This window comes from Paraperlucidibaca sp. (assembly GCF_982810325.1).
Genome location: NZ_CEYEMI010000001.1, coordinates 130,555 through 155,885, shown reverse-complemented (window position 1 = coordinate 155,885; position 25,331 = coordinate 130,555). Strand labels below are relative to the sequence as shown.

Genomic DNA, 25,331 nt, shown 5'->3' with positions numbered 1-25,331 from the left:
AGGTGGATACAGGCACTCCAACTTTCGTCCAATAGCGGCTTCAAGTTCGGGAATTAAGTGGCCATCATCTTCACAAGCAAAGCTGATGCTAGTGCCACTAGCGCCGGCACGACCGGTACGACCAATGCGGTGCACATAGTCATCGGGCTGCTCGGGCAAGGTGAAATTCACTACATGACTGACGCCATCGATATGAATGCCACGGCCTGCCACATCAGTAGCGACTAGCACTTTGATTTTGCCTTCGCGGAAATTCTCTAGCGTTTTCACACGCTTTTCCTGCGGCACATCGCCAGAGAGCAAGGCGCAGGAAATATCATGCGCCTTCAACACATCCGTTAAACGGCGCGTTTGATCGCGGCGATTGGCGAAGACCATGACGCGATCCAAGGATTGTGTGGTGATGAGGTTGTAGAGCAGCGCTACTTTTTCATCGGCAGTGACGATATAGACCTTTTGCTCAATATTTGCGGTTGCGGCGGACTCAGGCTCTATCTCGATGGTGACTGGATAGAACGTCCATTGCGCCGCTAAATTAAGCACATCTTTCGTAAAAGTTGCCGAGAACATTAGCGTTTGGCGATGCGATTTCGGTGGTGTCAGGCGAACAATACGCTTCACATCAGGGATAAATCCCATGTCGAGCATACGATCAGCTTCATCAATTACGAGCAGTTCGACTTGGTCGAGGAATAGCTCCTGCTTATTAGCGAAATCGATGAGGCGTCCAGGTGTTGCCACCACGATATCCACGGGAGCACTGCTCAATTGACGACGCTGCTTCTCGTAGTCCATGCCACCAACTAGTGTCACTACATTAAGATTGGCGTACTTACCCAAATCTTCTGCGTCGCGAGCAATCTGCAATGCCAGCTCACGAGTTGGTGCTAATACCAAAGCTCGTGGCTCGCCTAAGCAACGCTCAGGACTAGGAGGATTTTTCAGGAAATCGGCAATGACCGTCAGCAAGAATGCCGCAGTCTTACCAGTGCCGGTTTGTGCGCGGCCAATAGCATCGTGACCGGCCAATGTGAAGCGCAGAACACGGCCTTGAATTGGCGTGCACTGAGAGAAGCCAAGATCATCTACCGCGCGCAATATTTCATTGGGCAGCGCTAGATCACGAAATAACACGGGCGCTGCGGGCTCAGCCCCAGGCGTTGCGTCGGAGGCTGAGTCCAGCGCTACCGTAGCAGCTGCCGCACTCGCCTGTTCTGCAGTTATGTCATTTGTCATGCTCAAATCATCTGCACATCATCAGCCTGCAAGCCCTTGTCACCGCGCTTAAGGTAGAAATCGACGCGCTGGCCTTCACGCAATGTGCGATGGCCTTCGCCACGAATCGCGCGGTAATGCACAAAAATATCTTCGCCCATGTCGCGGGTAATAAAGCCGAAGCCTTTATTGGCGTTAAACCACTTCACTTCACCTTGCTCGCGCGGGCCTTTCACACGAATGGTGCGGGCTGGCAAACTCAGTGCAAGTAAAATAAGGGCTGGCAAGGCAAACAAAATGATTGACGGCAATAAGCTCATCAGCGACGCACTGCCAGCAACCATGCTGAAAATAGCAACGGCAGCAGAGCCTGTGGCCATGATGCTTAATGAGAGACGAACGGTACGGCAGCGCTTTAAATTACGCGCACACCAGAAAAACAGAGGAGCCATACCAATATCGATGGTGCCCAATAGACGAACAGCAAATTCGGCATTCGCGGCAGGATCAACAAAGGCTAGCGGGAATAGTTTGAGCCAAAGACTTGGCAGGATAAGCATGAACAGGCCATTGAGGGCGAAACCCAGACCTAAAGCAGAATAAATCAATGCAACAGTTTGTTTGCTACGCATAACGGGTACTCTCGACGCGGCTATCACCTGGTTGGGCATCGGGCCAACGAGATACCAATACCAAAGCCGAGCACGTCAGGAAATAAAACCCGGCTCCCGATGCAGTAACTAAAGAAAATTTAAAATGGCGGGGAATGATAAAAAACCCGCACTAGATATGATTGCGGGCCCGAAGGCCCGCTCTCACAAACAGTATCAGTCTAGCGGCAAAACGTCTTCGGCTTGGAAGCCTTTTTGACCTTTAACTACGCTGAATTCAACTTTTTGGCCATCACGTAATGAACGGTGACCATCGCCACGGATAGCGCGGAAGTGAACAAACACGTCCTCACCAGCCTGACGTTGAATAAAACCAAAACCTTTGGCATCGTTGAACCATTTCACGGTGCCTTCTTCACGTTGCGACATAATCAACCTCAAATAACGCTGTATCGGATGGCCGTGGTGCTGCCATCAAACCTTGGCGCATATGGGTAAACAAAGCGTTACGAGGTGATGATGCCCACGGGCTAACTGATTAGACACGGATTGCACCCACATAGCAACAAGCAAGTATGATTTCTTTTGTCAGGATGGTGCTTTATCGGCATTAAGCCAGTGCCACGCTGATCATTCTGTCTAAAAGCAGGCCGCCAAACACACCCAACAAATAGACAATCGAGAATCCGAATGTCTTCATCGCCTGCCCTTCTTTGTCGTGATAACGCAGGCGCCAGGCCTCTCGCATAAAGCCAAGCCCGAAGACAACGGCCATCACTAGATATACCGGCCCCATCATGCCGATCAAATATGGCAGCAAGCTCACCAATAATAAAAGAATGGTGTAATACCAAACTAGCGACTTAGTCAGCTCGATGCCGTGCGTCACTGGCAGCATGGGAATGCCCGCATCGGCATATTCGTCGCGACGATGAATAGCCAACGCCCAAAAATGTGGCGGCGTCCAAACAAAGATCAATAACACTAATAGCCAAGCTTCGGCCGACATCTGCCCCGTGACTGCGGCCCAACCTAGCAACGGAGGCAGTGCGCCTGACAAGCCACCAATGACAATATTTTGCGGCGATGCGTGCTTTAGATAGCGCGTATATATACCGGCATAGCCAACCATGCCAAGCGCGGTTAGCCATGCGGTTAGCGGGTTTACCCAAACTGTTAGCAAAATCATCGATGCGGCAGCCAAAAATCCAGCCCAGGTCAAAGCCATCGTGGCAGTGACGCGCCCTTTCACTAAAGGGCGACTCTGGGTGCGCGCCATCATGGCGTCGTATTGCTGGTCAGCAAACTGGTTGATCACGGCAGCAGACGCCATGCCAGCCCAAAGACCAATAATCGCCGCTGTATATTGCCAAGCGCTCAACCACTCATGCGGCGCCAACACCATGCCAACTACGGCTGTGACCATCAGCATGGCGACCACGCGAGGTTTGGTTAAGGCCCAAAAATCGCGCCAGCTAGGGCGCATTGCCATTTCGGCGATATGAGTTGTCATGAGTAGCCTCCTAATCGTTTTTCGCGATGAATGGCATAGGCTAATGCCACCAGTAATTGCAGCAATATTGCCGCCCAAACGTTATGCGCAACTGCATTCCAGAGTGGCAGCCCAGCAACCACATTGACTATGCCTAAGCTAATTTGCACAAAGAGCCCAGCCCCAAGCAGCAGCGCAAAAAAGCGGTAGCGCGTGGCATGGGTGCGACGTATGAGCAAGCCTATCAGGCCAATGAATAGCGCCGTAATAGCGATAGCACCGATCCGATGAGTCGCATGAATGGTGATTTTCTCGGCAGGGCCTAAGTGTGGCGCAAACTCATACGACTGATCATCCTTATGAAACAGCTTAAAAGCCTCGGCTGGCGACCAAGCCTGCTGCCAACCCGTTTGGCAGATAGGCAGTTTGGTACAAACGGTGGCGGCATAATTTGACGCCGTCCATCCGCCTAATGCTATTTGGCAGACTAGCAATGCAATGGCTATGCCCACCCATGAACCAAGTCGCGATGCACCTCGATCGCCTGTGGGAGGAAAGGCGCCACGCACTCGCAACAGCAGCCAAAATAAGCCCGTCAATGTTGAAAAACCCAAGAGCAAATGCGCTGTGACTACGGGCGGATAAAGCTTTTCTGTGACGGTCAACGCGCCAAAAGCACCTTGCACGCAAACCAAAACTAATAGCGCTAGAGCATGCCGCCAGGGCATTGCGCCCTCTTCCCGACGACGCCAGCAATATGCCGCCAGCAACAAAATAACGAGGCCAATGCTGCTAGCAAAATACCGGTGAATAGTTTCCGGCCATGCCTTTGCCGGCTCCACCACGCTGCCCGGATAAAGTGCCTCAGCTCGCGCCAAGCTTTCCGGTGTTGATGGCACCGTTAAATGGCCGTAGCACGTTGGCCAATCGGGGCAGCCCAATCCAGCATCACGCAGACGAGTCCATGCCCCAAGCATAATGACGATGAGCGTAAGCACCACGGCAAATTGAACGCCGCGATATAGTCGTGGGTAGCGGACCTTAACCAATGCGAGATGCCTTTAAGAGTTTTAATAGGTCATCGAGTAGCTCTTGCGCGCGTAAAATTGCTGGGGCTTCTTCGCTTGGGATAGCGTAGCGCAACATCATCCAGCCCATAGGATCCATGATGTACCAACTGTCTTGAGTTAGCGCAGACCCACTCACGGTTGGCGTCACCCATTGCACAAAATCGGCGTTGCTTAACGACTCAGGCAACCATTCTGGCAAGACTTTCTGACCTTCAGCGGCAACTAGTAAAATGCCCATTCGCTCGCGTTCGCGACCTATGCTTTCATGCATTCTTGGCAATGCCTGAATGCTCTGCTGACAAGCGGCATTACAGCTTTCAGGCAAGGCATACACCACCCACCAGCGCGCATCGAGTGCAGGCGCATCGGCATTTTTGGTCTGCCAGCCATAGTTTGAACTGGCCAATGGCGGATTGATTAGCTCGCCTTTATTGGTCTGCCCACCACGAAACCAACTGCCGTCATAGGCTAACTGACCAACAATAATTGGCACAATAAAGGTGGCCAAAAAACCCAATAGCAACCAGCGATTTCGTCTCGCTACTGGCTTTTTTTGCTTACTCATACGCTTCCTAATCCTTTGCGCCAAAAGGCATACCAACAGCCACACCACGCCATTGCCAACGCTAACCATTGAAAGGCATAAGCACGATGACGATCTGGCCCAAATTGTTGCTTCTCTGTCGGCGACCAATCGCGCAAGTACGCACCTGGCACGGAAGCATCAAGCCTGAGCACCCATGGCACAATATTCATCTGCCAACGTGCCGCCCATGCTTCAGGCTCAATGCGCCCTACTCGCCAGACATTATTAAATAACTCAGGGCCGCCCAAAGTGATAAATGCCGATGGTTGGTGCACGACACCGTAGATCTCACCATTGATCGGCAAGCTTACTGGCAGAGCCGGACCACCATTTCGGTCGTTTGGCACCCAACCTAAATTGACAAAAACCGAGGACTGGCTCTCCTCAGGCTTAAAAAGCACCAATAGCTCAACGCCAGCGCGGCCAGCTCGCGGCTGATTATCTAAAGCAATTTTATACTCTGGCAAAAAACGCCCAATAATTCGCACTGGGTGGTTCACCATTGCATCTACTGAGGCACGCGTTTGCGACCAAGCAAGCTCTGCAGACTGACTGCCCTGAACTTGCTGCGCTAACCACACGGCTTTGTCTTCGCCTCGTTGATACTGCCAAAATGCTAAAGACAATAAGATGCCTGCAACACTAACAAGCAAAATCCAAGCCCATAGCGATGGTGGTTGCGGCGACGCAGCTACAGACAAAGTATGAACTCCTCGTATACTGCAAGCCTCATTACGCGGAGTAGATTCATGCTGACCAAAATTATTCTTCTCATCGCTTTAGGCTTAGTGGTTTGGCAACTTGCCTTGGCGCTACGTGCACTCTCACGCGGCCAACCTAGCGACCCCAAGCGCTTACTAGAAGCGCTGAAACGCCGCGTTATTCTGTCCATTATTATTGTCGTTGCGTTATTTGTGCTTGGCACTCTGGGCTACATCACGCCACATGCCATATAAGCACTGGCGCCTCGCCTAATGCGAGGCGCCAAGACCATCATTACAGCCAATACACCACAATAAAGAGGAATAACCACACCACATCAACAAAGTGCCAATACCAGGCCGTGGCTTCAAAGGCGAAATGGTTATCTGGAGTCAAGTGCCCTTTAATTGAGCGTATGGTCATCACGGTGAGCATGATGGTGCCGATAGTCACGTGTAAGCCGTGAAAGCCCGTGAGCATAAAGAAGGTAGAGCCATAAATGCCCGACTCCATTGTCAGCCCTAGCGCCGTATAGGCATGATGATATTCATAGACCTGACAGGCTAGGAATATCATGCCGAGCGCGGCGGTAATGGCGAGAAAGCCAACCTGACGTGCGCGATTACCTTCGAGTAATGCGTGATGTGCAACGGTTAGCGTTACGGAAGAAGTGAGCAGAATTACGGTGTTTAAAAATGGTAGACCCCACGGCCCCATAGCTGTCGTGGTTTGACCGCTAGGCATAGTAACTAGTGGCCATAGCGCCTGAAACTGCGGCCACAGTACCTCATGCGTCATCACACCTTTGCCTTCGCCTGCTAGCCACGGCACGCTGAGTGTGCGGGCGTAAAACAGAGCGCCAAAAAAAGCCGCGAAAAACATAATTTCAGAGAAAATAAACCACGTCATACCTTGGCGATAAGAACGATCCATTTGCAGTGAATTTTGATTACCTAAGCTTTCGCGCACCGTGTCGCGAAACCAGTAATACATCATGCCAAATACGCCTAGCAGTCCTAGCGGGAATAAGAAGTTGAAGGTTCCTTCATTCGCCACCAAGCCAGAGCCGCCTTTACTCTGAATCAAGTTGCCCGCACCAATCACTAAAATAAACAGAACAAATGACCCAACAATAGGCCAAGGGCTGCTAGCTGGCACAAAATACTGTTCTGGTCTTTGCCCAGCAGGGCTCTCTTGTGGCGATGTACTCATGTGTCACTCCTTTTACGAATACCCTCTGCGGGGTAAGGCTCTCAGCATGTTCTTATAAGGTTTTATCTGAATGACGATAAAAGCGATACGCCAAGGTGATGGTTTTAACGCTTTTAGGTAAGTCTGGATCAATGTAAAACACTACTGGCATTTCCACAGTTTGCCCGGCAGCCAAAGTTTGTTCTTGAAAACAAAAACACTCTGTTTTCTTTAAGTGGCTTGCGCCTAAGGCTGGGGATATTGATGGGATGGCACGACCAGTAACCGCCGTTCGCGCATTGTTAACAACATCAAATTTGACTGTATTAATCTGACCAGGATGTACTTCAATGGCATTTTTCTCACTCTTAAATTGCCAAGGCAGCCCAGCATCAACTGAGGTTAAAAACTCCACAGTAATGGTGCGATTTAAGTCGACTACTTCGCTCGCCACTGCAGCTGTCGTATTGGGCTTTCCATTAAGTCCTGTCAGCTCACAAAACGCGTCATAAAGTGGTGGCATCAAAAACACGGCAAACACAAACATGCCAACCACACTCAACAGTAGCAGGCGCAACTGTCGTTTCTGTGGGCTGGGCATGGTCATGTTATCTAGCGCTTACTTAATGATCGGTGGCGTTTCAAAGGTGTGATATGGCGCTGGGCTGGGCAGTGTCCACTCCAAGCCTTCTTGCGCTTCCCATGGGTTTGCGCTGGCTTTCGGTTGACGCTTGATAGTTAACAGCACGGCAATAAAGAAGAGCTGGCTGGCACCAAACCAGAAGCCGCCGATGGAGATCCAGAAGTTCAAATCGGCAAACTGCATGGAGTAGTCGGCATAACGGCGCGGCATGCCGGCGAGGCCAACAAAGTGCATGGGGAAGAACAGCAGGTTCACCGACAGCAGAGAGCTCCAAAAGTGCAGCTTGGCCAGTGTCGTGTTGAACATATGGCCGGACCATTTTGGCAGCCAATAATAGGCACCAGCAAAGATTGCAAACAATGAGCCAGTAACCAACACATAGTGAAAGTGAGCGACGACGAAGTAAGTATCTTGATACTGATAATCCGCCGGGGTGATTGCCAACATCAGACCGGAGAAACCACCAATGGTGAACAAAACCACGAAAGCCAGCGCAAACAGCATCGGCACTTCAAAGGTCATCGAGCCCTTCCACATAGTGGCGACCCAGTTAAACACTTTCACGCCTGTGGGCACCGAAATCAGCATGGTCATGTACATATAGAACAATGACCCAGCGAGCGGCAAACCGGTGGTGAACATGTGATGCGCCCAAACCACAAACGATAGCAACGCAATCGAAGCAGTGGCATAGACCATTGATGGGTAACCAAACAGCGGCTTACGCGCAAATACTGGAATGATCGCCGAGATAATGCCGAACGACGGCAAAATCATGATGTAGACCTCGGGATGCCCGAAGAACCAGAAAATATGCTGAAACATGACAGGGTCGCCGCCACCAGCAGCATCAAAGAAGCTGGTGCCAAAGTGTCGGTCGGTAAGCATCATGGTCACCGCGCCCGCCAGCACCGGCATCACCGCGATCAGCAAAAATGCGGTGATCAGCCAAGTCCAAACAAACAATGGCATTTTCATCATGGTCATGCCGGGGGCACGCAGGTTGAAAATGGTCACGACCACATTGATGGCGCCGAGGATCGACGAAATACCCATCAGGTGGACAGAAAAAATGAAGAAGTCTGTACTTGCCGGGCCATACGTGGTCGACAACGGGGCGTAGAAAGTCCAGCCAAAGTTGGGCGCAGAGCCATAACCAAGGATGGACATAATCACCGAGCCGATAAGGATAGCGAACGCAAACGGCAGCAGCCAGAATGAGAAGTTATTGAGTCGTGGTAGCGCCATATCGGGCGCACCAATCATCATCGGCACCATCCAGTTTGCGAAGCCGGTAAACGCCGGCATGATGGCACCAAATACCATTAGCAAGCCGTGCACAGTAGTCATCTGATTAAAGAAGTCAGGCTGCACCAGCTGCATGCCGGGATACATCAGCTCGGCACGAATCACCATCGCTGCCAAGCCGCCGCAGAGCAGCATTAAGAGCGCGAACACCAAATACATGGTGCCGATATCTTTGTGGTTAGTCGTCGTAAACATACGCAGCAAGAACGGCTTCAGCTGAGGGTGATGCGCATCGGCGGCGTGCGTCATGGATGCTTGATTCGTACTCATTTCGCAAACTCCAAGGGCTGGATTAGGTCGCCGGTGTCATTACCCCAAGCGTTGCGCTCATACGTTGTAACGGCAGCTAGCTCACGAGCCGTGAGTAAGCCGCTCCATGCCGGCATGGCATTTTTGCCGTGCAAAATAATATTAATATGGTCTTCAAGGTGCGCTTTTTCGGTAGCCATTTTGCTGCCCTTCAACGCAGGGAACATCGGCGGCAAGCCTGTGCCATTTGCTTGGTGGCAAGCAGCACACCGCGCAAGATAAACAGCCTCACCCTCTTTCACAGCCGCATCTAATGAAGGGAATTGATAATCTACAGACGCTGCGGCGGCCTTGGCCTCTTCAACCGAGGCCACTTTCGCCTCAGCTAGCCATGCATTGAAATCAGCCTTGGATTTCGCCTCTACAACAATGGGCATAAAAGCGTGGTCTTTGCCGCACAGCTCAGCACAGCGACCGCGGTAAATCCCTTCTTTGCCCACAGGAACATCTGCCCACACTTCATTAATAAATCCCGGCACAGCATCGCGCTTGATAGCGAAATCTGGCACCCACCAAGCGTGAATAACATCGTCTGCCGTAATTAAAAATCGGATCTTTTGCCCAGTTGGAATCACTAGAGGCTTATCAACCTCAATCAGGTAGTTTGGATGATTTTTAAAATCTGGAGTGTTGTTTAGCCAGCCCTTACCTTGGCGCTCATACTGTTCACGAGGCGTGGAGAGGACGGAGAAAAAGCTAACGTTTACGTCTTTATCATCGTCGTAGGTTAGGTACTCGTAGTTCCACTTCCATTGAGAGCCAGTCACTCGAACAGTCAATGTGGACTCACTGGTGTCGTACATCGCCACCAGTACTTTCGTTGCTGGCACCGCCATCGCAATCAAAATAATAAAGGGCACAATGGTCCAGATTATTTCAACCGTGGTGCTTTCGTGAAAGTTGGCGGCCACAGCGCCTTTGGATTTACGGTGATGCAGAATAGACCAAAACATGAGGCCAAAAACGAACAGGCCTATGGCAGCGCAAATATAGAAAATTGTTCGATGTAGGCCGTGAACCTGCTGGCTGATATCCGTCACGCCTGGGGTCATATCCCAGCTGGTGGATGCCATAAGCCATGGTGTAAAGAACAGTAACAGTGCAGCGCAAATAGTGCGCAAAAAGACAAATTTCCGCATGCAACGGACCCTCGTATGTGGTTCTACTCGAAACACTGATGGACTTATCCATTGCACTGGCTGGGTGACTGGCCGTTGCAACGTGCCCACCTCTTCTTATTCGAAGCCGAGAGTAAGACCATCGACGACGGGTGTCCAGTGAGTCACGAATTTTTCTTTGATTGCCGACCATCGTCGACTTGACAGTCGTGACCAACCAGTCACAATAGCTGCCCACGCCACAGATTTCATCGTAATTTTATTGCCGGATAGAACTGCATTGGGTATTGTGCGGAATCTTATCGAACATCGTTTCTGCGACATTCGCCGACGATAGACGAATTTACAGGCTCACAGTTTCGACTTAGGCCTAGCTTTTACTGGCACAAACCTGCTGCCTACGACAAGGACATCGCAATATGTCAGCAATTTTAGTGCTGCATGGCCCCAATCTAAACTTACTCGGCAAGCGCGAGCCGGGTATTTATGGCGCCGACACGCTTGATGCGATTAACTCTCGCCTAAGCCAGCAAGCAGCTCATGCCGACGTCACGCTAGATTGCTTCCAAAGCAATCACGAAGGCGCGTTGATTGATCGCGTGCAACAGGCAGGTCTTGATGGCACGCAGTTTATTATTATTAATCCCGCCGCCTTCACGCACACATCAGTGGCGCTTCGCGATGCATTATTAGCGGTCAACATCCCGTTTATAGAAGTGCATTTATCCAATGTGCACAGCCGCGAAAGCTTTCGCCACCACTCGTATTTATCAGATCGCGCCATCGGCGTGATCTGCGGTTTAGGGCCACTCGGCTACGAGCTTGCCCTGAGCTATGCGTTGCGCCACCTGCGCCCCGCCACACCGCATTAATTAAACTTACTCAGCCTTAGGCTAAGCACATATTTTAGGAGCTTTTACATGGACATTCGTAAGATTAAAAAGTTGATCGAACTAGTTGAAGAATCAGGCATCGATGAACTAGAGATTACCGAGGGCGAAGAGTCCGTACGTATTGCACGTAATCGTGCACCTAGCGCTGTCAGCTATAGCTTACCGCCCGCAATGGCAGCAATGGCAGCGCCAATTGCCGCTGCTCCAGCAGCAGACGCCGAAGCATCGAAAGGCACGGCACCGGCAGCTAGCGAGCCATCAACGCAAGGCTTTGTGCAACGCTCACCTATGGTTGGCAGCTTCTACCGCTCACCGTCACCAACATCGCCGCGCTTTGTTGAAGTCGGCGCCACGGTGCAAGTTGGCGATGTGCTCTGCATCATTGAGGCGATGAAAATGATGAACCAAATCCAAGCCGACAAAGCTGGCGTGGTGGAAAGCATTTTGATCGAAGATGGTCAGCCGGTTGAGTTCGATCAACCTCTCTTCACCATCGTTTAAGCGGAGATCACCCTATGTTGGACAAGGTGGTCATCGCCAACCGAGGCGAAATTGCCCTACGTATTTTGCGTGCCTGCAAAGAATTAGGCATCAAAACTGTCGCCGTATATTCCAAGGCCGATCGTGATTTATTACATGTGCGCTTAGCCGATCAAGCCGTGTGTATTGGCCCTGCTGCGAGCAAGGCCTCTTACTTAAACATTCCTGCACTGATTTCAGCTGCTGAAGTCACCGACGCGCAAGCGATTCATCCCGGCTATGGCTTTTTGGCCGAAAACGCGGACTTCGCCGAGCGCGTAGAGAAGTCAGGCTTCATTTTCATCGGCCCGCGTGCTGAAACCATCCGTATGATGGGCAATAAAGTTTCCGCGATTGTTGCCATGAAAGCCGCTGGCGTACCTACCGTACCTGGCTCAGACGGCGCCGTGACAGAAGAAAATGCCGAAGAAATGGCCGCCAAAATTGGCCTGCCAGTGATCATCAAAGCAGCTTCTGGCGGCGGTGGTCGCGGCATGCGCGTCGTGCATAATATGAGTGAAGTCGCTAGCTCGTTGGCTATCACACGCTCAGAGGCCGGCGCCGCTTTTGGTGATGACACGGTGTATATGGAGAAATTCCTCGTCCATCCGCGCCATGTTGAAATTCAAATTATTGGCGATGGCGAAGGTAAAGCAATTCATCTTTATGACCGCGATTGCTCACTGCAGCGTCGCCATCAAAAAGTTGTCGAAGAAGCTCCTGCACCGCACATCCCCATGAAATTACGCGAAGAAGTTTATGCCGCCTGCGTGCGTGCCTGCGAACAGATGAAATATCGCGGCGCTGGCACTTTCGAGTTTCTCTATGAAAACGAACGCTTCTACTTCATCGAAATGAACACGCGCGTGCAGGTCGAACACCCCGTTACCGAAATGGTTACTGGTGTTGACATCATCAAAGAGCAGTTACGCGTTGCCGCTGGCTTAGGCTTATCGGTCACGCAAGACCAAATCTCTTTACATGGCCACGCCGTAGAAAGTCGCATCAACGCCGAAGACCCGAAAACCTTTATGCCCTGCCCCGGCAAAGTGAATTACTACCACGCACCCGGCGGCCCCGGCATTCGCATGGATTCGCACCTGTACTCGGGCTACACCGTGCCACCACACTACGACTCTCTAATCGGCAAGCTCATTGCATACGGCCCAACGCGCGAAATCGCCTTGAGACGCCTGCATAACGCACTCGATGAAATCGTGATCGACGGCATTCGCAGCAATATCACGCTACATCGCGACATTATCTTGCAAGATCCCGACTTTCTTGCCGGTGGCGTCGACATTCATCACCTCGAAAACAAGCTGGGTTTGAGCTAAAGCTTCAATAGCCGCAGCAATTTTCCAACAATGTTACATAGCAAAAAGGCCGATTTAGGCCTTTTTGACTATAAAATCGCCAGCTTCCCGACTACACTGCGCGTCCTGTTTTTTTGGAGCTCGTCATGTCTTGGCTGCAACTCACCATCAGCACCCGTAAAGCTGAAGTAGAACACTACGATGAGCTCCTAGAACTTGCCGGCGCCAGCGCCGTACTCATGCAAGACGCCGGCGACCAACCACTGCTTGAGCCACCACCTGGCGCGCAGCCACTGTGGGATGCAACGCAAATCACCGGCCTGTTTGTTGTCGACTCAGAAATGGACGCCGTCGTGGAGTTTCTTGAGCGCCAGCTCGGCCACGCGCTACCGCCGCATCGCATTGAAGTATTAGAAGACAAAGACTGGGAACGCGCGTGGATGGATAACTATCACCCCATGTGTTTTGGCGAGCGCCTATGGGTAGTGCCTAGCTGGACGCCACCACCACGCCCCGACGCCATCAACTTATTACTCGATCCGGGCCTAGCGTTTGGCACCGGCACGCACCAAACCACAGCACTTTGTATGGAGTGGCTAGACAGCCTAGACCTGCAAGATAAAGTCGTCGTCGATTACGGCTGCGGCTCTGGCATTTTAGCCGTTGCCGCTCTGCTGCTTGGCGCTCGCGAAGCCTGGTGCGTAGACCTTGACCCACAAGCATTAACCGCCACCAAAGACAACGCTGAGCGCAACGGTGTTGCTGATCGCCTACGCGTTTTTATGCCCGATGACATGCCCGCCGACTTCAATAATGGCGAAGGCGCAGATGTCGTGGTGGCGAATATTTTAGCCGGCCCATTAGGCCAATTAGCGCCGCTACTGGCCGGCTATTGCAAGCCAGCGGGTGAGATTGCGCTATCCGGCATCATCTTGTCGCAGGTCGATGAGCTGCGTGCGATTTATGAGCAATGGTTTACCATGGACGGCCTCGCCACGCGCGATGAAGACTGGTGCCGACTATCAGGTCGTAAACACAGCTAAACGCCAACACCCTGCTTTGCCGAGATGATGACGCCATGACTACGCCCAGCGACAGCAATAACGACAAGCCTTTGGATGCACCCGAGAGTAGCCCTGAGACAACTCCCGAGGCCGCTCCTGAGCAAGCCGTGAACGAGCCTATCGCCGCCGACATTAAGCCGATTATGCGCAGCAATCCCATTGCTGATCTGTATCGCGTTGATATCCCAGTGGAGCTCGACGCCGAACCAGTAGCAAAATCAACTCGGCAATGGCCTTGGTTTATTTTGGCCTTTATCGCAACAATATTAGTCATCGCACAAAGCCTCTGGCTCAGTCAGCAGTTTTGGCTGCAGCAGCCTCTGGTGCGTAGCGTGCTAACGCCGGCGCTAGATCGCATAGGCTATACGCTGAACCGACCCATCCTAGACAATGCTTGGGAAGTCACCGGCCTGAGCTTAAGTAGTGAGCCAAGCAGCTCCACCGTTTGGCATCTCGATGCCGTGCTGACTAATCGCGCACGCATCCTACAGCCATGGCCAGCCCTGCAAGTAAGCTTGCGTGACTGGCAAAATAGCCTGGTTGGCCGCCGCACCATCAGCGCTGCCGACTATTTACCTGCCGGCTTATCCGCCCAATTTGCTCCGAAAGCACTCATTGCTTCCGATCAGCCTGTGCGCATTCGTGTTTCCGTGGTGCTTGAGCCCGGCAGCGATGGCCGCTACCCGATCTTTGAGCAAGCCGAGCTTAAAGCGCAGCCATGAGCGAAGCCCTAAACACTTTTTTTAAGCCGCTACACATCGGGCCATATCGCCTCGATGTGCCGTTAGCTTTAGCGCCAATGGCCGGCGTTACCGATCGACCGTTTCGCCAGCTCTGCCGTGAGCTTGGTGCAGGCCATGTGGTGTCGGAAATGGTCACCTCAGAATCGCGCTTATGGGACTCGCAAAAGTCACGCTTTCGCCTAGACCACGCCGGTGAGCCCGGCCCCATCACTGTGCAAATAGTTGGCTATGACCCCGCCATGATGGCCGAGGCCGCACGCCTTAATGTTATCAATGGCGCGCAAATTATTGACATCAATATGGGCTGCCCAGCGAAGAAGGTTTGCAATCGCTTGGCTGGATCGGCATTGATGCAAGACGAAGCCTTAGTCGCCGAAATCTTGCAAGCCGTGGTTGCCGCAGTGGATGTACCGGTGACGTTAAAGATTCGTACTGGCTGGGCACGCTCAGCGCGCAACGGCGTCAACATCGCGCGCATTGCTGAAGATGCAGGCATTAGCCTGCTATCTGTGCATGGCCGCACACGCGAAGACAAATATCTTGGCGATGCCGAGTACGACACCATTGCCGAAATAAAAGCCTCCGTAGGCCTACCTATTTTGGCCAATGGCGACATCTGCACGCCAGAAAAGGCTCGCTTCGTCTTTGAGCACACTGGCTGCGATGGTATAATGATCGGCCGTGGCGCTCATGGGCGCCCATGGTTATTTCGCGAGATCCAGCACTACCTCAGCACAGGCCAGCAACTACCGCCCATTTCATGGACGGAGCGGGAAGCTATTGTGTTGCAGCATGTGGATAGCCTGCATGAGTTTTATGGGCCGGATCTCGGCGTGCGCTTTGCACGCAAACATGTGTCTTGGTACGCCGAGCACATACCTAACGGACGCGCCCTGAGCCGTCCTTTTAATGCCTTAACGGATGCCGACCAGCAGCGACGCTTGGTCAGTGACTTTTTTTCGCACCTGAGTACGCTACAGCCAGACTCTGGTTGTGCGGCATAGCGTGTTCTTTATTACCACTTGTGAGAGTTTTGCATGGACATGTCTGTCATTAAAAAGCCGTTAACCAGCACCAGCACCCGCCCAAACCAAACCTTGCGCGACCACGTTGAGCTGGCCATGCGCAACTATTTCGCCCACCTCGATGGCGAACGCGCCAGCGATGTTTATGAAATGGTTTTAGCTGAAGTTGAAACGCCGCTTTTAGAAGTTGTGCTCGAATACACCCGTGGCAACCAGACTCGCGCCTCAGAAATTCTTGGCTTAAACCGCGGCACGCTGCGTAAAAAACTCAAGCAACACGGCCTGATGAACTAAGTCGCTTCTTAGTCAGCATCTTTTCATAACCCCTCTTTTTTTGTGAGTGAAGTCATGACCCATCGTGTGCAGCGTGCCTTATTAAGTGTTTCCGATAAATCCGGCTTAGTGCCATTCGCTCGCGGTCTTGCAGACGCCGGCGTGGCCTTGCTGTCGACTGGCGGCACTTATCAGCTACTGCGCAGCGAAGGCATTGCCGTCACTGAAGTGTCGGACTACACCGGCTTCCCAGAAATGATGGATGGCCGAGTGAAAACGCTGCACCCGAAAATTCACGGCGGCATTTTAGGTCGCCGCGGCCAAGATGATGCCGTCATGGCTGAGCATGATATTGGCGGCATCGACTTGGTGGTGGTTAACCTCTATCCCTTCGCCGCCACCGTTGCTAAGCCGAGCTGCACACTGCCCGATGCTATTGAGAATATCGATATCGGCGGACCAACCATGGTGCGCTCAGCCGCAAAAAACCATGCTCATGTTGGCATCGTTGTTAATAGCAGCGACTACGACCGTGTCTTGGCTGAAGTCCAAGCCGAAGGTGGTTTGTCGCACGCCACACGATTCGATCTAGCCGTAAAAGCCTTCGAGCACACCGCTGGCTATGACGGCATGATTGCCAACTATCTAGGTGCCTTGGTCGGTGAGAAACCTGCCGACTTAAGCTCACGCGATACTTTCCCACGCACTTTCAATAGCCAGTTCATTAAGTCTCAAGAACTGCGCTATGGGGAAAACCCGCATCAGCGTGCGGCATTTTATGTTGAGTCGACTGGCCGTGAGGCTAGCGTTGCCAGCGCCGTGCAGCTGCAAGGTAAAGAGCTGTCATACAACAATATTGCCGACACCGATGCTGCGCTCGAGTGCGTGAAAGGCTTTGCCAAGCCGGCTTGCGTCATCGTCAAGCACGCCAACCCCTGTGGTGTATCGGTCTCGCTCGATGGCATTTTGGCGGCTTACGAGCTGGCCTACGCAACCGACACCGAATCAGCTTTTGGCGGCATCATTGCCTTCAACCGCGAGCTCGATGCCGCCACTGCGCAAGCCATTGTCTCGCGCCAATTCGTCGAAGTGATCATCGCGCCAAGCGTCACGCCAGAAGCTTTGGCGATTACCGCCACCAAGCAAAATGTCCGCGTGATGGCCTGCGGCGAACTGCCAGCGATTGATGCTCGCGCTAGCCAGTGGGACTTCAAACGCGTCAATGGTGGCCTGCTCGTACAAGATCAAGACATGGGCATGATTGGCAGCGACGACCTGAAAATCGTCACTAAACGCGCACCAACGGAAGCTGAAATTCATGACCTGATTTTCGCTTGGAAAGTAGCCAAATACGTTAAATCCAACGCCATTGTTTACGCGAAGAATCGCCAAACCATCGGCATTGGCGCCGGCCAAATGAGCCGCGTTAACTCTGCACGCATCGCTGCCATTAAAGCCGAGCATGCCGGCCTGCCTGTGCCTGGCGCAGTGATGGCATCGGACGCATTCTTCCCCTTCCGCGACGGCATCGATAACGCCGCCAAAGTAGGCATCTCTGCGATTATCCAGCCTGGTGGCTCCATGCGTGACGCTGAAACCATTGCTGCCGCCGACGAAGCTGGCATCGCCATGGTCTTCACCGGCATGCGCCACTTCCGCCACTAATTAGCTGAGATAGACGATGAAAATTTTACTCTTAGGTTCCGGTGGTCGTGAGCACGCACTGGCTTGGAAATTGGCTCAAGACCCGCGCGTAAGCACCGTTTTTGTTGCACCCGGTAATGCCGGCACCGCACGCGAACCTAAGTGTGAAAACGTCGCACTAGATATCCTAAATAACGCCGTGTTGGTGAGCTTTGCTCAAACACAAGGCATTGATGTCACCGTGGTTGGCCCAGAAGCGCCTTTAGTAAATGGTGTAGTCGATGCCTTCCGCGCCGCCAAATTGCGCATCTGGGGTCCAACCCAACTCGCCGCTCAGCTCGAAGGCTCAAAAGCGTTCGCCAAAGATTTCTTAGCACGCCACAACATCCCTACTGCTTACTACGGTGTCTTCACCGAAACCGATGCCGCACTAGCCTATGTTCGTGACAAAGGCGCGCCCATTGTCATCAAAGCCGATGGCCTAGCCGCTGGCAAAGGCGTCATTGTCGCGATGACACTGGCAGAGGCCGAAGATGCCATCGTCGACATGCTTTCGGGCAATAAATTCGGCGATGCTGGTTCGCGCGTAGTCGTCGAAGAGTTTCTCGACGGCGAAGAAGCCTCATTTATTGTCATGGTCGATGGCGATAACGCACTCGCCATGGCCACTAGCCAAGACCATAAACGCATTGGCGATGGCGACACCGGCCCCAACACTGGCGGCATGGGCGCTTACTCACCGGCACCAGTGGTCACCAGCGAAGTTCATGCTCGCGTAATGCGCGAAGTCATCGAACCAACCGTTGCTGGCATGAAAGCAGAAGACAATGATTACACCGGCTTCCTTTACGCCGGCCTGATGATCGACGCCGATGGCGCACCGAAAGTGATCGAGTTCAACTGCCGCTTCGGCGACCCTGAAACTCAACCGATCATGATGCGCCTGCAAAGCTCGCTACTTGAGCTCATTGAAGCCGGCATTGATGGCAATCTAGCCAACACCACCGCTAGCTGGGATGAACGCGCTGCACTCGGCGTCGTCATGGCCGCCGAAGGCTATCCTGGCGATATTCGCACCGGCGACACAATTGAAGGCTTAGGCCATGAAGCCGACGGCGCCAAGGTATTTCATGCCGGCACTAAGCTAGTCGATGGCCAAGTTGTCACTAGCGGCGGCCGTGTGCTTTGCGCCACCGGCCTAGGCGAAAGTGTGCATGCTGCACAGCAAGCCGCCTATGCTGAAATTGCCAAAATCCAATGGCCCGGTGAGACCCATCGCCTCGATATTGGCTACCGCGCAGTGGCTCGCGAAACTACAGAGTCACGCTCCTAACGCAAAAGCAGGACTCGCGCCACACTAAGGTACTGCAGCGGTGCTATAATCTCGCGCTCAAATAGGCACTGGTATGAGCGAGAATCATTATGGATGAGGCACTGCGTAAGGCGGCTCTGGACTATCACGAGTTTCCCCAGCCCGGCAAAATCAACGTCACGCCAAGCAAGCAGCTGGTCAACCAGCGCGACTTGGCCTTGGCTTACTCGCCCGGTGTCGCGGCACCTTGCGAAGAAATCCAGCGTGACCCATCCACTGTTTCGCGCTACACGGCTCGTGGCAACCTCGTCGCCGTCATCACTAACGGCACTGCGGTGCTCGGTCTTGGCGATATTGGTCCTTTAGCCTCAAAACCAGTCATGGAAGGCAAGGGTGTTCTCTTTAAAAAATTCGCCGGCATCGACGTTTTCGATATCGAGATCAATGAGCGCGACCCCGACAAACTCGTCGACATCATCGCGTCATTAGAACCCACATTCGGTGGCATCAATCTCGAAGATATCAAAGCACCTGAGTGTTTCTATATCGAGAAAAAGCTGCGCGAACGCTGCAAAATCCCTGTATTTCACGATGACCAGCACGGTACATCGATCATCGTTGGCGCGGGCTTATTGAACGCCCTACTGCTATCGAAGAAAAAAATCGAAGACATCAAAATCATCTGTTCAGGTGCCGGCGCTGCCGCAATCTCCTGCCTGAATTTGCTGGTGTCGTTGGGCGCAACCCGCAGCAATATTTTTGTGATCGACTCTAAAGGCGTCGTTCATAGCGGTCGTAGCAACCTAGACGCTAGCAAACAAGCTTATGCTCAAGATACTGATGCACGCACCTTGGCCGATGTATTCCCCGGCGCAGACATGTTCTTGGGTCTTTCAACTGCAGGCATCGTTACGCAAGACATGGTCAAAGAAATGGCGGCGGACCCGATCATTTTCGCCTTGGCCAACCCAACTCCAGAAATTTTGCCAGAGCTTGCGAAAGCTGTGCGCCCAGATGCCATCATCGCAACTGGACGCTCGGACTACCCAAATCAGGTCAATAACGCTCTCTGCTTCCCGTATATTTTCCGTGGCGCACTCGACTCTGGCGCGACCACAGTCAACGAAGAGATGAAAATCGCCTGCGTCCATGCCATCTCTAAAATGGCGCATGTGGAATCGTCTGACTCTGCCGCCTACAGTGGTTCGCCCAGTAGCTTTGGCCGCGAATACCTGATTCCAGGCCCGCTAGATCCGCGCCTAATCATGGCTATCGCTCCCGCAGTTGCACAGGCAGCGATGGACTCCGGTGTTGCCACTCGACCCATCACCGACTTCGCGGCTTATCGTCAACGCCTGTCTGAGTTTGTCTATAACTCAGCATTCTTGATGAAGCCCGTGTTTGCTGCTGCGAAAGCATCGCCCAAGCGTATTGCTTACTGCGAAGGTGAAGATCCTCGCGTGCTACGTGCTGCGCAAATCGCTGTTGATGAAGGCATCGCCTTCCCCGTACTGATTGGCCGCACCAGCGACATCAATGACCAAATCAAGGCGCTAGGCTTACGTATTCGCCCTGGCCACGATGTTGAAATCGTTGACCAAGACAATATCGCGCGCTACGAAGAGTTCTGGAAACACTATCTATCATTGATGGAACGCCGCGGCATTGGCCAAGAATTAGCCATGCGCGAAGTACGTCGCCGCACCACGTTGATTGGTTCGCTACTCGTCCATTTCGGCGATGTCGATGGCATGATTTGCGGCACTTTCGCGAACTATGATCTTCACTTACGTTATGTCAGCCGAATTGTCGGCTTGTCTGATGACGCGCAAAACTATGCAGCGCTCAATGTGCTCATGCTGCAAGACATGACGCTGTTTATTACTGATACCTATGTCAATCCAGACCCTACCGCTGAGCAGCTCGTTGACATCACGCTTAAGGCCGCTGAAGTCGTGCGAAACTTTGGTCTGACACCAAAAGTAGCGCTGTTATCACACTCCAATTTCGGCACTGATGACAATCCAAGCGCACGTAAAATGCGTGAGGCTTTTGCCCTACTAAGAGAACGCGCGCCGGACTTAGAGGTTGATGGTGAGATGCATGGTGATGCTGCGCTAAATGAACATATTCGCAACAAGGTTCTGCCAAACTCGCGTTTGAAAGGCCCTGCGAATCTGCTCATCATGCCTAACTTAGATGCCGCCAATATCGCCTTTAACTTGCTGAAAACATCCAGCGGCAATGGCGTAACGATTGGTCCAATCTTGCTCGGCGCTCGCCGTCCGGTACACATCTTGACGCCAACATCGACAGTGCGCCGCATCGTCAACATGACAGCGGTAACCGTCGCCGAAGCCTCGCTGCGTATCTAACGCACAGGCCTTAAGGCAGCACGGTTTGCAGCAAGCATTGCTCGCTACGTAAATCGATATACGCCTGCTCACTGCCCCTCGGGTAGATGCGCAGGCGTAAGCTGGCAAATGGCGTGACACGCAAGGTGCGCGCCAACCAGCGATTTCTCTCATCCTCTAATGCTAGCCACGGCGTAATGCGCGGATTGCCGCCATCGGCGTGAATATGCAGACGGAAATCGTCGTTAACTAGCGTTGCCATCCAGCGATAATCAGCAAACTCTGGTGCATCCGTCGTGGCATTCGGCATCCAGCGATCGAAACAATAGTCTCGACCACCAACACTGACTTGCGCTTGCGCAATGGTTAATGGCGCACGCCGTCCTAGCGCTGGCGCCAGCCATTGCCCCATGGCAACTACGCTAGCTTTGGTCTGGCCATCGAAATTGACGCATTGCAGTTGCGCGCTGCCCATGGCGGCAAGGCGGCTATGGCACTGCCATTGACCACCTTCAGCACGGCCATCGAGGATTAAAGGCGATGCGCCGGTTTTGCTCGGTGGCGTAATTTGCCAATGGCCATCTCGGGTGTGAGCTTGGGCTTTAAGCGCGCCCAATGGGCTGCGCAAAATGCTGCGCTTCGGCACCTGCAAGACACTGCTGCTAGTGGTTAGCGCTTGGCCATCAGTGCCGAAAAAGCGGGCTCGTTGCAGACCATCACGCTCGCTTAAAAAGCTGCCTGATGGCCAGCTATGCTCGGTCGTGGCCCAATCGCCACGCTCACGCCAGCGCAATAGGTTAGCACCAACTAGGCGGCGTTCATCGTGCAGGCAATGCACACGCGGCTGGCCATCGCGAGAAAACAATGCCAAGGCCACGCGTAATTGTGCTTGTCGGCGCAAGGGGTGAATCGCAGTGTATTGCTGTAGCCAATAAGCGGTGTCAGTGGTGGAGTTTAAGCCCCAGCGTACATGCTCATCGAAGCCGCCAAGCCAAGCCGGTTGCTTGGCGGGCAGAGAATCTGTTGCAGTCATTAACGATCATCTAAGCTAGGAAAAAAAGCTACCCGCTCTGGCTTATCACGGCGCTGGTGGCCGAAATGCACCTCAAGTCGCAGGGTCAATGACGGTAGCGTATCCCAATCTCGATCACGCGTCTGCGTTAGCCGTGGCTCAACTTCGTAAAACAGCCAGTCGCGTAAAAACTGCTGGCGATAGCGCACCCATGCATAGCGCGAACGCTCTTGCCAGCTCTCGCTCACACCCTCTTGCCCGACACCAAAGGCCGCACTGCTTTCCGTGCTAAGCCCTCGGCTAAGGACAGCACCTCGCGACCAAAATGCGCCATCAACGTCATTTTCTTGTTGGAAATCTAACTGGTGATAGAGTGAAAAAACGCTGTTGTCTTGCATGGCATGGCTGTAGTCAATGCTATTGATGGCGCGCACTTTTTCCTTAGCGCCGTAGCGCAGGCTTTGTGCAAAGCGCACCTGATCATCTGGCGTAATGGCATAGGAAGTTGCAAAGCGACCGCGCACAAAAAGATCAGGGCCTGAACGCACACCCGCATCGGTCTCAATACGCATGCGCTCTAAGTTCAAGACTAGCCAGCGCAGCGCTAGAACTGACTCATTGACACTAGGAATGCTGCGTAGAGAGCTGGTTTCTTTGCTCTCATCTTCAAACACTAGCGATAGGCGTTTGCTTAATCGTGGCAATGCAACTTGCGCACGCAAGCGCAGAGCAGCGGTTAAATCACCCTTATCATCGACGGTGAATTCAGAAATGGCGCGCAAGGCTATTGATGCGCTGTCATCCATATCGGCATGACCTAGCCAATCATCGAACCAGCGCACGCTCGACTGCGCTCGCAGCTCAACAAGGCAATGCGGATAGTCTGCCCAACCTAGCAAGTCACCAGCGCTATCACGCGCAATACAGGGCTCAGACTCAATGCTTGGCGCGAAGTCTGCGGCATAGGCCGGCGACTGCGCAGAGAGCAGCAGCAAGAAGCCAATTAGCCATTGTTGTAGAGTTTTCACGACTGTCCCTCCCAGTGGACTGCCTAATGTCAGGCTGTCACACCGAGAGCTCAGTTTCCAGTGGCAATTACAGTAGTTAAGTTACTGAATAGTGACTAAAAAGTAGCCATTACTCAGAAGCTCTCAGCACTCAATGCCATTAGTGGTGCGGCTCCGCCTCGCACTAGGGCCAAGCGCATCTCTAGCTCCGGTAACATTCGGCTATAGAAAAATGCACCAACACGGCGTTTATCGGCGTAGAAGTCATCGGTCTTACCTTGCGATGCCTGCAGCATCATCAGCCACATATGCGCATAGCAAAGCAGGCCAAAGGCGTGCAGGAAGTCTACGGCCGCAGCATTAACTTCATCTGCGTTTTGCGCACTAGCGGCAATCAGATCATCCGTTGCCTGAGCAATTGCATCAGCGGCATCGGCAGTCGCTTGCGCCATGGCGCTCAAGCCTGTGTCGCCCTGCACTTGGGCAATAAGCTCACGCACTTCGGTCAGATAGCCATGAACAAACGCACCACGGTTTTTCACTAATTTACGACCGACCAAATCCATGGCCTGAACGCCATTGGTACCTTCATAAATTTGCGCAATACGAGTGTCGCGAACCAGCTGCTCCATGCCCCATTCGCGCACGTAGCCGTGGCCGCCAAAGACTTGCTGAGCATCGACACAAGCTTCAAAGGCTTTGTCGGTGAGGAAGGCTTTTGCCACCGGCGTCATTAGGGCAACGCGATCAGCGGCCTGCGCACGCTCTTCAGTATCATCGCTGTATTTGGCGAGATCGAGATACTTCGAGACATACATGGCAAAGCAACGGCCAGCTTCATTATGCGCACGCACTTTAAGTAGCATACGACGCACATCGGGGTGCACCAAAATGCTATCGGCTGGCTTTTCGGGCTGAGTTGCACCTTTAGCCGAGCGGCCTTGCAGGCGATCTTTAGCGTAAGCAGCGGCGTTTTGATAGGCCACTTCAGAGGCACCAATGCCTTGCAGGCCCATCGATAAGCGCTCGTAGTTCATCATCACAAACATCGCGGCCAAGCCTTGGTTCAGCTCACCGACCAGCCAGCCTTTGGCAGCGTCGAAGTTCATCACGCAAGTAGCCGAGGCTTTGATGCCCATTTTGTGTTCGATGCTGCCTGCCGACACGGGATTGCGAGCACCAACACTGCCGTCCTCATTGACCAAAAATTTCGGCACCACGAATAGCGAAATACCTTTTGAGCCAGCGGGTGCATCAGGCAGTTTAGCCAATACCAAATGGATGATATTGCTGCTCAGGTCATGCTCGCCGCCGGTGATGAAAATCTTTGTGCCAGTGATGTCGTATGAGCCATCAGCCTGCGGTACCGCTTTGGTTTTAATGATACCTAAGTCAGTGCCCGCATGTGGTTCGGTGAGGCACATGGTGCCTGCCCATTCGCCGGTGTAAATCTTTGGCAAATAACGCTCATTAAGCTCATCGCTGGCGTGTTGCGACATCGCCAATGCTGCGCCAATACCCAGTAATGGATACAGCGCAAACGATGGGTTAGCGCCGAAAATAATCTCTTCAGTCATCACTGTGACCATTTTTGGCATGCCCTGACCACCCCAACGTGGGTCAGCGCCAAGACCAATCCAGCCGCCATCGCCGTATTGCGTGAAGGCTTCTTTGAAGCCGGCCGGCGTCGTCACTTTGCCATTGCTAAATACAGCACCCTCTTCATCGCCGCTACGGTTCAGTGGAAACACCACCTGTTCGTTAAATTTACCTGCCTCTTCGAGAATGGCATCGACAGTGTCGCGATCAACGACATCAGCGAGGGCCGGTAAGCGCGCCCAGAGGTCGGTGGCTTGAAAAACATCATCGAGGATAAATCGCATATCACGCAGCGGAGCTTTAAATACGGGCATGGTGGCCTTCC

General features: G+C 52.9%; 24 protein-coding genes and 1 pseudogene. 11 read left to right on the top strand and 14 right to left on the bottom strand.

The features are described 5' to 3' along the window. Positions 1-18 precede the first annotated feature (18 nt). The 7 genes and pseudogenes from rhlB to AC3DKE_RS00700 form a co-directional block, all read right to left on the bottom strand. Positions 19-1,236, bottom strand: a pseudogene (rhlB, locus tag AC3DKE_RS00730) (ATP-dependent RNA helicase RhlB); the annotation flags it as partial. Between the two features lie 2 nt (positions 1,237-1,238). After that, the gene (locus AC3DKE_RS00725) at positions 1,239-1,451 is read right to left on the bottom strand and encodes a cold-shock protein (RefSeq protein WP_340675632.1); all 213 of its coding nucleotides are present in this window, start codon (positions 1,449-1,451) and stop codon (positions 1,239-1,241) included. Positions 1,452-2,042: 591 nt separating this feature from the next. Next, positions 2,043-2,255, bottom strand: a complete 213-nt coding sequence (locus tag AC3DKE_RS00720) for a cold-shock protein (RefSeq protein ID WP_116207554.1) — start codon at positions 2,253-2,255, stop codon at positions 2,043-2,045. Between the two features lie 181 nt (positions 2,256-2,436). Beyond that, positions 2,437-3,339 carry a heme o synthase gene (gene cyoE / locus AC3DKE_RS00715; RefSeq protein ID WP_487989732.1) on the bottom strand — a complete coding sequence of 301 codons (903 nt, stop codon included), beginning with the start codon at positions 3,337-3,339 and terminating at the stop codon, positions 2,437-2,439. Next, positions 3,336-4,367, bottom strand: coding sequence for a COX15/CtaA family protein (locus tag AC3DKE_RS00710; RefSeq protein ID WP_487989730.1), 1,032 nt, complete (start codon positions 4,365-4,367; stop codon positions 3,336-3,338). The genes cyoE and AC3DKE_RS00710 overlap by 4 nt, the downstream gene beginning before the upstream one ends. Continuing rightward, entirely contained in the window at positions 4,360-4,953 is a 594-nt protein-coding gene (locus tag AC3DKE_RS00705) for a hypothetical protein (protein ID WP_487989729.1), read from the bottom strand. The genes AC3DKE_RS00710 and AC3DKE_RS00705 overlap by 8 nt, the downstream gene beginning before the upstream one ends. Then, positions 4,950-5,675: an SURF1 family protein gene (locus tag AC3DKE_RS00700; RefSeq protein ID WP_487989727.1), complete on the bottom strand. Its 726-nt coding sequence runs from the start codon at positions 5,673-5,675 to the stop codon at positions 4,950-4,952. The genes AC3DKE_RS00705 and AC3DKE_RS00700 overlap by 4 nt, the downstream gene beginning before the upstream one ends. 48 nt (positions 5,676-5,723) lie before the next feature. Here AC3DKE_RS00700 and AC3DKE_RS00695 point away from each other — a divergent pair, with 48 nt between their 5' ends. Further along, positions 5,724-5,930 carry a DUF2909 family protein gene (locus AC3DKE_RS00695; protein ID WP_340675569.1) on the top strand — a complete coding sequence of 69 codons (207 nt, stop codon included), beginning with the start codon at positions 5,724-5,726 and terminating at the stop codon, positions 5,928-5,930. A gap of 40 nt (positions 5,931-5,970) precedes the next feature. Here the strand turns inward: AC3DKE_RS00695 and AC3DKE_RS00690 are convergent, their stop codons facing one another. The 4 genes from AC3DKE_RS00690 to coxB are packed head-to-tail and all read right to left on the bottom strand — an operon-like array spanning position 5,971 to position 10,266. Then, positions 5,971-6,888, bottom strand: a complete 918-nt coding sequence (locus AC3DKE_RS00690) for a cytochrome c oxidase subunit 3 (RefSeq protein ID WP_340675568.1) — start codon at positions 6,886-6,888, stop codon at positions 5,971-5,973. 52 nt (positions 6,889-6,940) lie between these two features. After that, the gene (locus tag AC3DKE_RS00685) at positions 6,941-7,468 is read right to left on the bottom strand and encodes a cytochrome c oxidase assembly protein (RefSeq protein ID WP_411729403.1); all 528 of its coding nucleotides are present in this window, start codon (positions 7,466-7,468) and stop codon (positions 6,941-6,943) included. A gap of 18 nt (positions 7,469-7,486) precedes the next feature. Continuing rightward, positions 7,487-9,088, bottom strand: coding sequence for a cytochrome c oxidase subunit I (gene ctaD / locus AC3DKE_RS00680; RefSeq protein ID WP_340675566.1), 1,602 nt, complete (start codon positions 9,086-9,088; stop codon positions 7,487-7,489). Then, positions 9,085-10,266 (bottom strand): cytochrome c oxidase subunit II, encoded by a 1,182-nt coding sequence (gene coxB / locus AC3DKE_RS00675; protein ID WP_340675565.1) that lies wholly within the window; start codon positions 10,264-10,266, stop codon positions 9,085-9,087. The genes ctaD and coxB overlap by 4 nt, the downstream gene beginning before the upstream one ends. 398 nt (positions 10,267-10,664) lie before the next feature. Here coxB and aroQ point away from each other — a divergent pair, with 398 nt between their 5' ends. From aroQ to AC3DKE_RS00625, 10 genes are all read left to right on the top strand, one after another. After that, complete coding sequence (gene aroQ / locus AC3DKE_RS00670; protein WP_379070681.1) at positions 10,665-11,117, top strand: type II 3-dehydroquinate dehydratase; 453 nt, start codon at positions 10,665-10,667, stop codon at positions 11,115-11,117. Between the two features lie 48 nt (positions 11,118-11,165). Next, entirely contained in the window at positions 11,166-11,639 is a 474-nt protein-coding gene (accB, locus tag AC3DKE_RS00665) for an acetyl-CoA carboxylase biotin carboxyl carrier protein (protein ID WP_340675563.1), read from the top strand. 14 nt (positions 11,640-11,653) lie between these two features. Beyond that, positions 11,654-12,994, top strand: coding sequence for an acetyl-CoA carboxylase biotin carboxylase subunit (accC, locus tag AC3DKE_RS00660; protein ID WP_340675562.1), 1,341 nt, complete (start codon positions 11,654-11,656; stop codon positions 12,992-12,994). 125 nt (positions 12,995-13,119) lie between these two features. Further along, positions 13,120-14,016: a 50S ribosomal protein L11 methyltransferase gene (gene prmA, locus AC3DKE_RS00655; protein WP_340675561.1), complete on the top strand. Its 897-nt coding sequence runs from the start codon at positions 13,120-13,122 to the stop codon at positions 14,014-14,016. A 35-nt stretch (positions 14,017-14,051) separates the two neighbouring features. After that, the gene (locus tag AC3DKE_RS00650) at positions 14,052-14,759 is read left to right on the top strand and encodes a DUF3426 domain-containing protein (RefSeq protein WP_379070689.1); all 708 of its coding nucleotides are present in this window, start codon (positions 14,052-14,054) and stop codon (positions 14,757-14,759) included. After that, positions 14,756-15,784: a tRNA dihydrouridine synthase DusB gene (dusB, locus tag AC3DKE_RS00645; protein WP_340675559.1), complete on the top strand. Its 1,029-nt coding sequence runs from the start codon at positions 14,756-14,758 to the stop codon at positions 15,782-15,784. Before AC3DKE_RS00650 ends, dusB begins: the two co-directional genes overlap by 4 nt. A gap of 39 nt (positions 15,785-15,823) precedes the next feature. After that, complete coding sequence (gene fis, locus AC3DKE_RS00640; RefSeq protein ID WP_220375698.1) at positions 15,824-16,099, top strand: DNA-binding transcriptional regulator Fis; 276 nt, start codon at positions 15,824-15,826, stop codon at positions 16,097-16,099. Positions 16,100-16,153: 54 nt separating this feature from the next. Beyond that, positions 16,154-17,743, top strand: coding sequence for a bifunctional phosphoribosylaminoimidazolecarboxamide formyltransferase/IMP cyclohydrolase (purH, locus tag AC3DKE_RS00635; protein ID WP_340675558.1), 1,590 nt, complete (start codon positions 16,154-16,156; stop codon positions 17,741-17,743). 16 nt (positions 17,744-17,759) lie between these two features. Continuing rightward, positions 17,760-19,055 carry a phosphoribosylamine--glycine ligase gene (gene purD / locus AC3DKE_RS00630; protein ID WP_487989724.1) on the top strand — a complete coding sequence of 432 codons (1,296 nt, stop codon included), beginning with the start codon at positions 17,760-17,762 and terminating at the stop codon, positions 19,053-19,055. Between the two features lie 86 nt (positions 19,056-19,141). After that, positions 19,142-21,409 carry an NADP-dependent malic enzyme gene (locus AC3DKE_RS00625; protein WP_340675631.1) on the top strand — a complete coding sequence of 756 codons (2,268 nt, stop codon included), beginning with the start codon at positions 19,142-19,144 and terminating at the stop codon, positions 21,407-21,409. A 10-nt stretch (positions 21,410-21,419) separates the two neighbouring features. Here the strand turns inward: AC3DKE_RS00625 and AC3DKE_RS00620 are convergent, their stop codons facing one another. From AC3DKE_RS00620 to AC3DKE_RS00610, 3 genes are all read right to left on the bottom strand, one after another. After that, positions 21,420-22,421, bottom strand: a complete 1,002-nt coding sequence (locus AC3DKE_RS00620) for a hypothetical protein (protein ID WP_379070699.1) — start codon at positions 22,419-22,421, stop codon at positions 21,420-21,422. Next, entirely contained in the window at positions 22,421-23,428 is a 1,008-nt protein-coding gene (locus tag AC3DKE_RS00615; protein WP_340675555.1) for a hypothetical protein, read from the bottom strand. The genes AC3DKE_RS00620 and AC3DKE_RS00615 overlap by 1 nt, the downstream gene beginning before the upstream one ends. Positions 23,429-23,541: 113 nt before the next feature. Next, positions 23,542-25,320, bottom strand: a complete 1,779-nt coding sequence (locus AC3DKE_RS00610) for an acyl-CoA dehydrogenase C-terminal domain-containing protein (RefSeq protein WP_340675554.1) — start codon at positions 25,318-25,320, stop codon at positions 23,542-23,544. Between the last annotated feature and the right edge of the window lie 11 nt (positions 25,321-25,331).

What these genes read in the sequence shown, in the direction of transcription:
- AC3DKE_RS00685 (WP_411729403.1), bottom strand. Translation starts at nt 7,468, where the DNA reads ATGCCCAGCCCACAGAAACGACAGTTGCGCCTGCTACTGTTGAGTGTG.
- aroQ (WP_379070681.1), top strand. Translation starts at nt 10,665, where the DNA reads ATGTCAGCAATTTTAGTGCTGCATGGCCCCAATCTAAACTTACTCGGC.
- AC3DKE_RS00705 (WP_487989729.1), bottom strand. Translation starts at nt 4,953, where the DNA reads ATGAGTAAGCAAAAAAAGCCAGTAGCGAGACGAAATCGCTGGTTGCTA.
- AC3DKE_RS00695 (WP_340675569.1), top strand. Translation starts at nt 5,724, where the DNA reads ATGCTGACCAAAATTATTCTTCTCATCGCTTTAGGCTTAGTGGTTTGG.
- dusB (WP_340675559.1), top strand. Translation starts at nt 14,756, where the DNA reads ATGAGCGAAGCCCTAAACACTTTTTTTAAGCCGCTACACATCGGGCCA.
- purH (WP_340675558.1), top strand. Translation starts at nt 16,154, where the DNA reads ATGACCCATCGTGTGCAGCGTGCCTTATTAAGTGTTTCCGATAAATCC.
- AC3DKE_RS00610 (WP_340675554.1), bottom strand. Translation starts at nt 25,320, where the DNA reads ATGCCCGTATTTAAAGCTCCGCTGCGTGATATGCGATTTATCCTCGAT.
- accC (WP_340675562.1), top strand. Translation starts at nt 11,654, where the DNA reads ATGTTGGACAAGGTGGTCATCGCCAACCGAGGCGAAATTGCCCTACGT.
- cyoE (WP_487989732.1), bottom strand. Translation starts at nt 3,339, where the DNA reads ATGACAACTCATATCGCCGAAATGGCAATGCGCCCTAGCTGGCGCGAT.
- AC3DKE_RS00620 (WP_379070699.1), bottom strand. Translation starts at nt 22,421, where the DNA reads ATGACTGCAACAGATTCTCTGCCCGCCAAGCAACCGGCTTGGCTTGGC.
- AC3DKE_RS00690 (WP_340675568.1), bottom strand. Translation starts at nt 6,888, where the DNA reads ATGAGTACATCGCCACAAGAGAGCCCTGCTGGGCAAAGACCAGAACAG.
- coxB (WP_340675565.1), bottom strand. Translation starts at nt 10,266, where the DNA reads ATGCGGAAATTTGTCTTTTTGCGCACTATTTGCGCTGCACTGTTACTG.
- AC3DKE_RS00720 (WP_116207554.1), bottom strand. Translation starts at nt 2,255, where the DNA reads ATGTCGCAACGTGAAGAAGGCACCGTGAAATGGTTCAACGATGCCAAA.
- AC3DKE_RS00650 (WP_379070689.1), top strand. Translation starts at nt 14,052, where the DNA reads ATGACTACGCCCAGCGACAGCAATAACGACAAGCCTTTGGATGCACCC.
- fis (WP_220375698.1), top strand. Translation starts at nt 15,824, where the DNA reads ATGTCTGTCATTAAAAAGCCGTTAACCAGCACCAGCACCCGCCCAAAC.
- prmA (WP_340675561.1), top strand. Translation starts at nt 13,120, where the DNA reads ATGTCTTGGCTGCAACTCACCATCAGCACCCGTAAAGCTGAAGTAGAA.
- purD (WP_487989724.1), top strand. Translation starts at nt 17,760, where the DNA reads ATGAAAATTTTACTCTTAGGTTCCGGTGGTCGTGAGCACGCACTGGCT.
- accB (WP_340675563.1), top strand. Translation starts at nt 11,166, where the DNA reads ATGGACATTCGTAAGATTAAAAAGTTGATCGAACTAGTTGAAGAATCA.
- ctaD (WP_340675566.1), bottom strand. Translation starts at nt 9,088, where the DNA reads ATGAGTACGAATCAAGCATCCATGACGCACGCCGCCGATGCGCATCAC.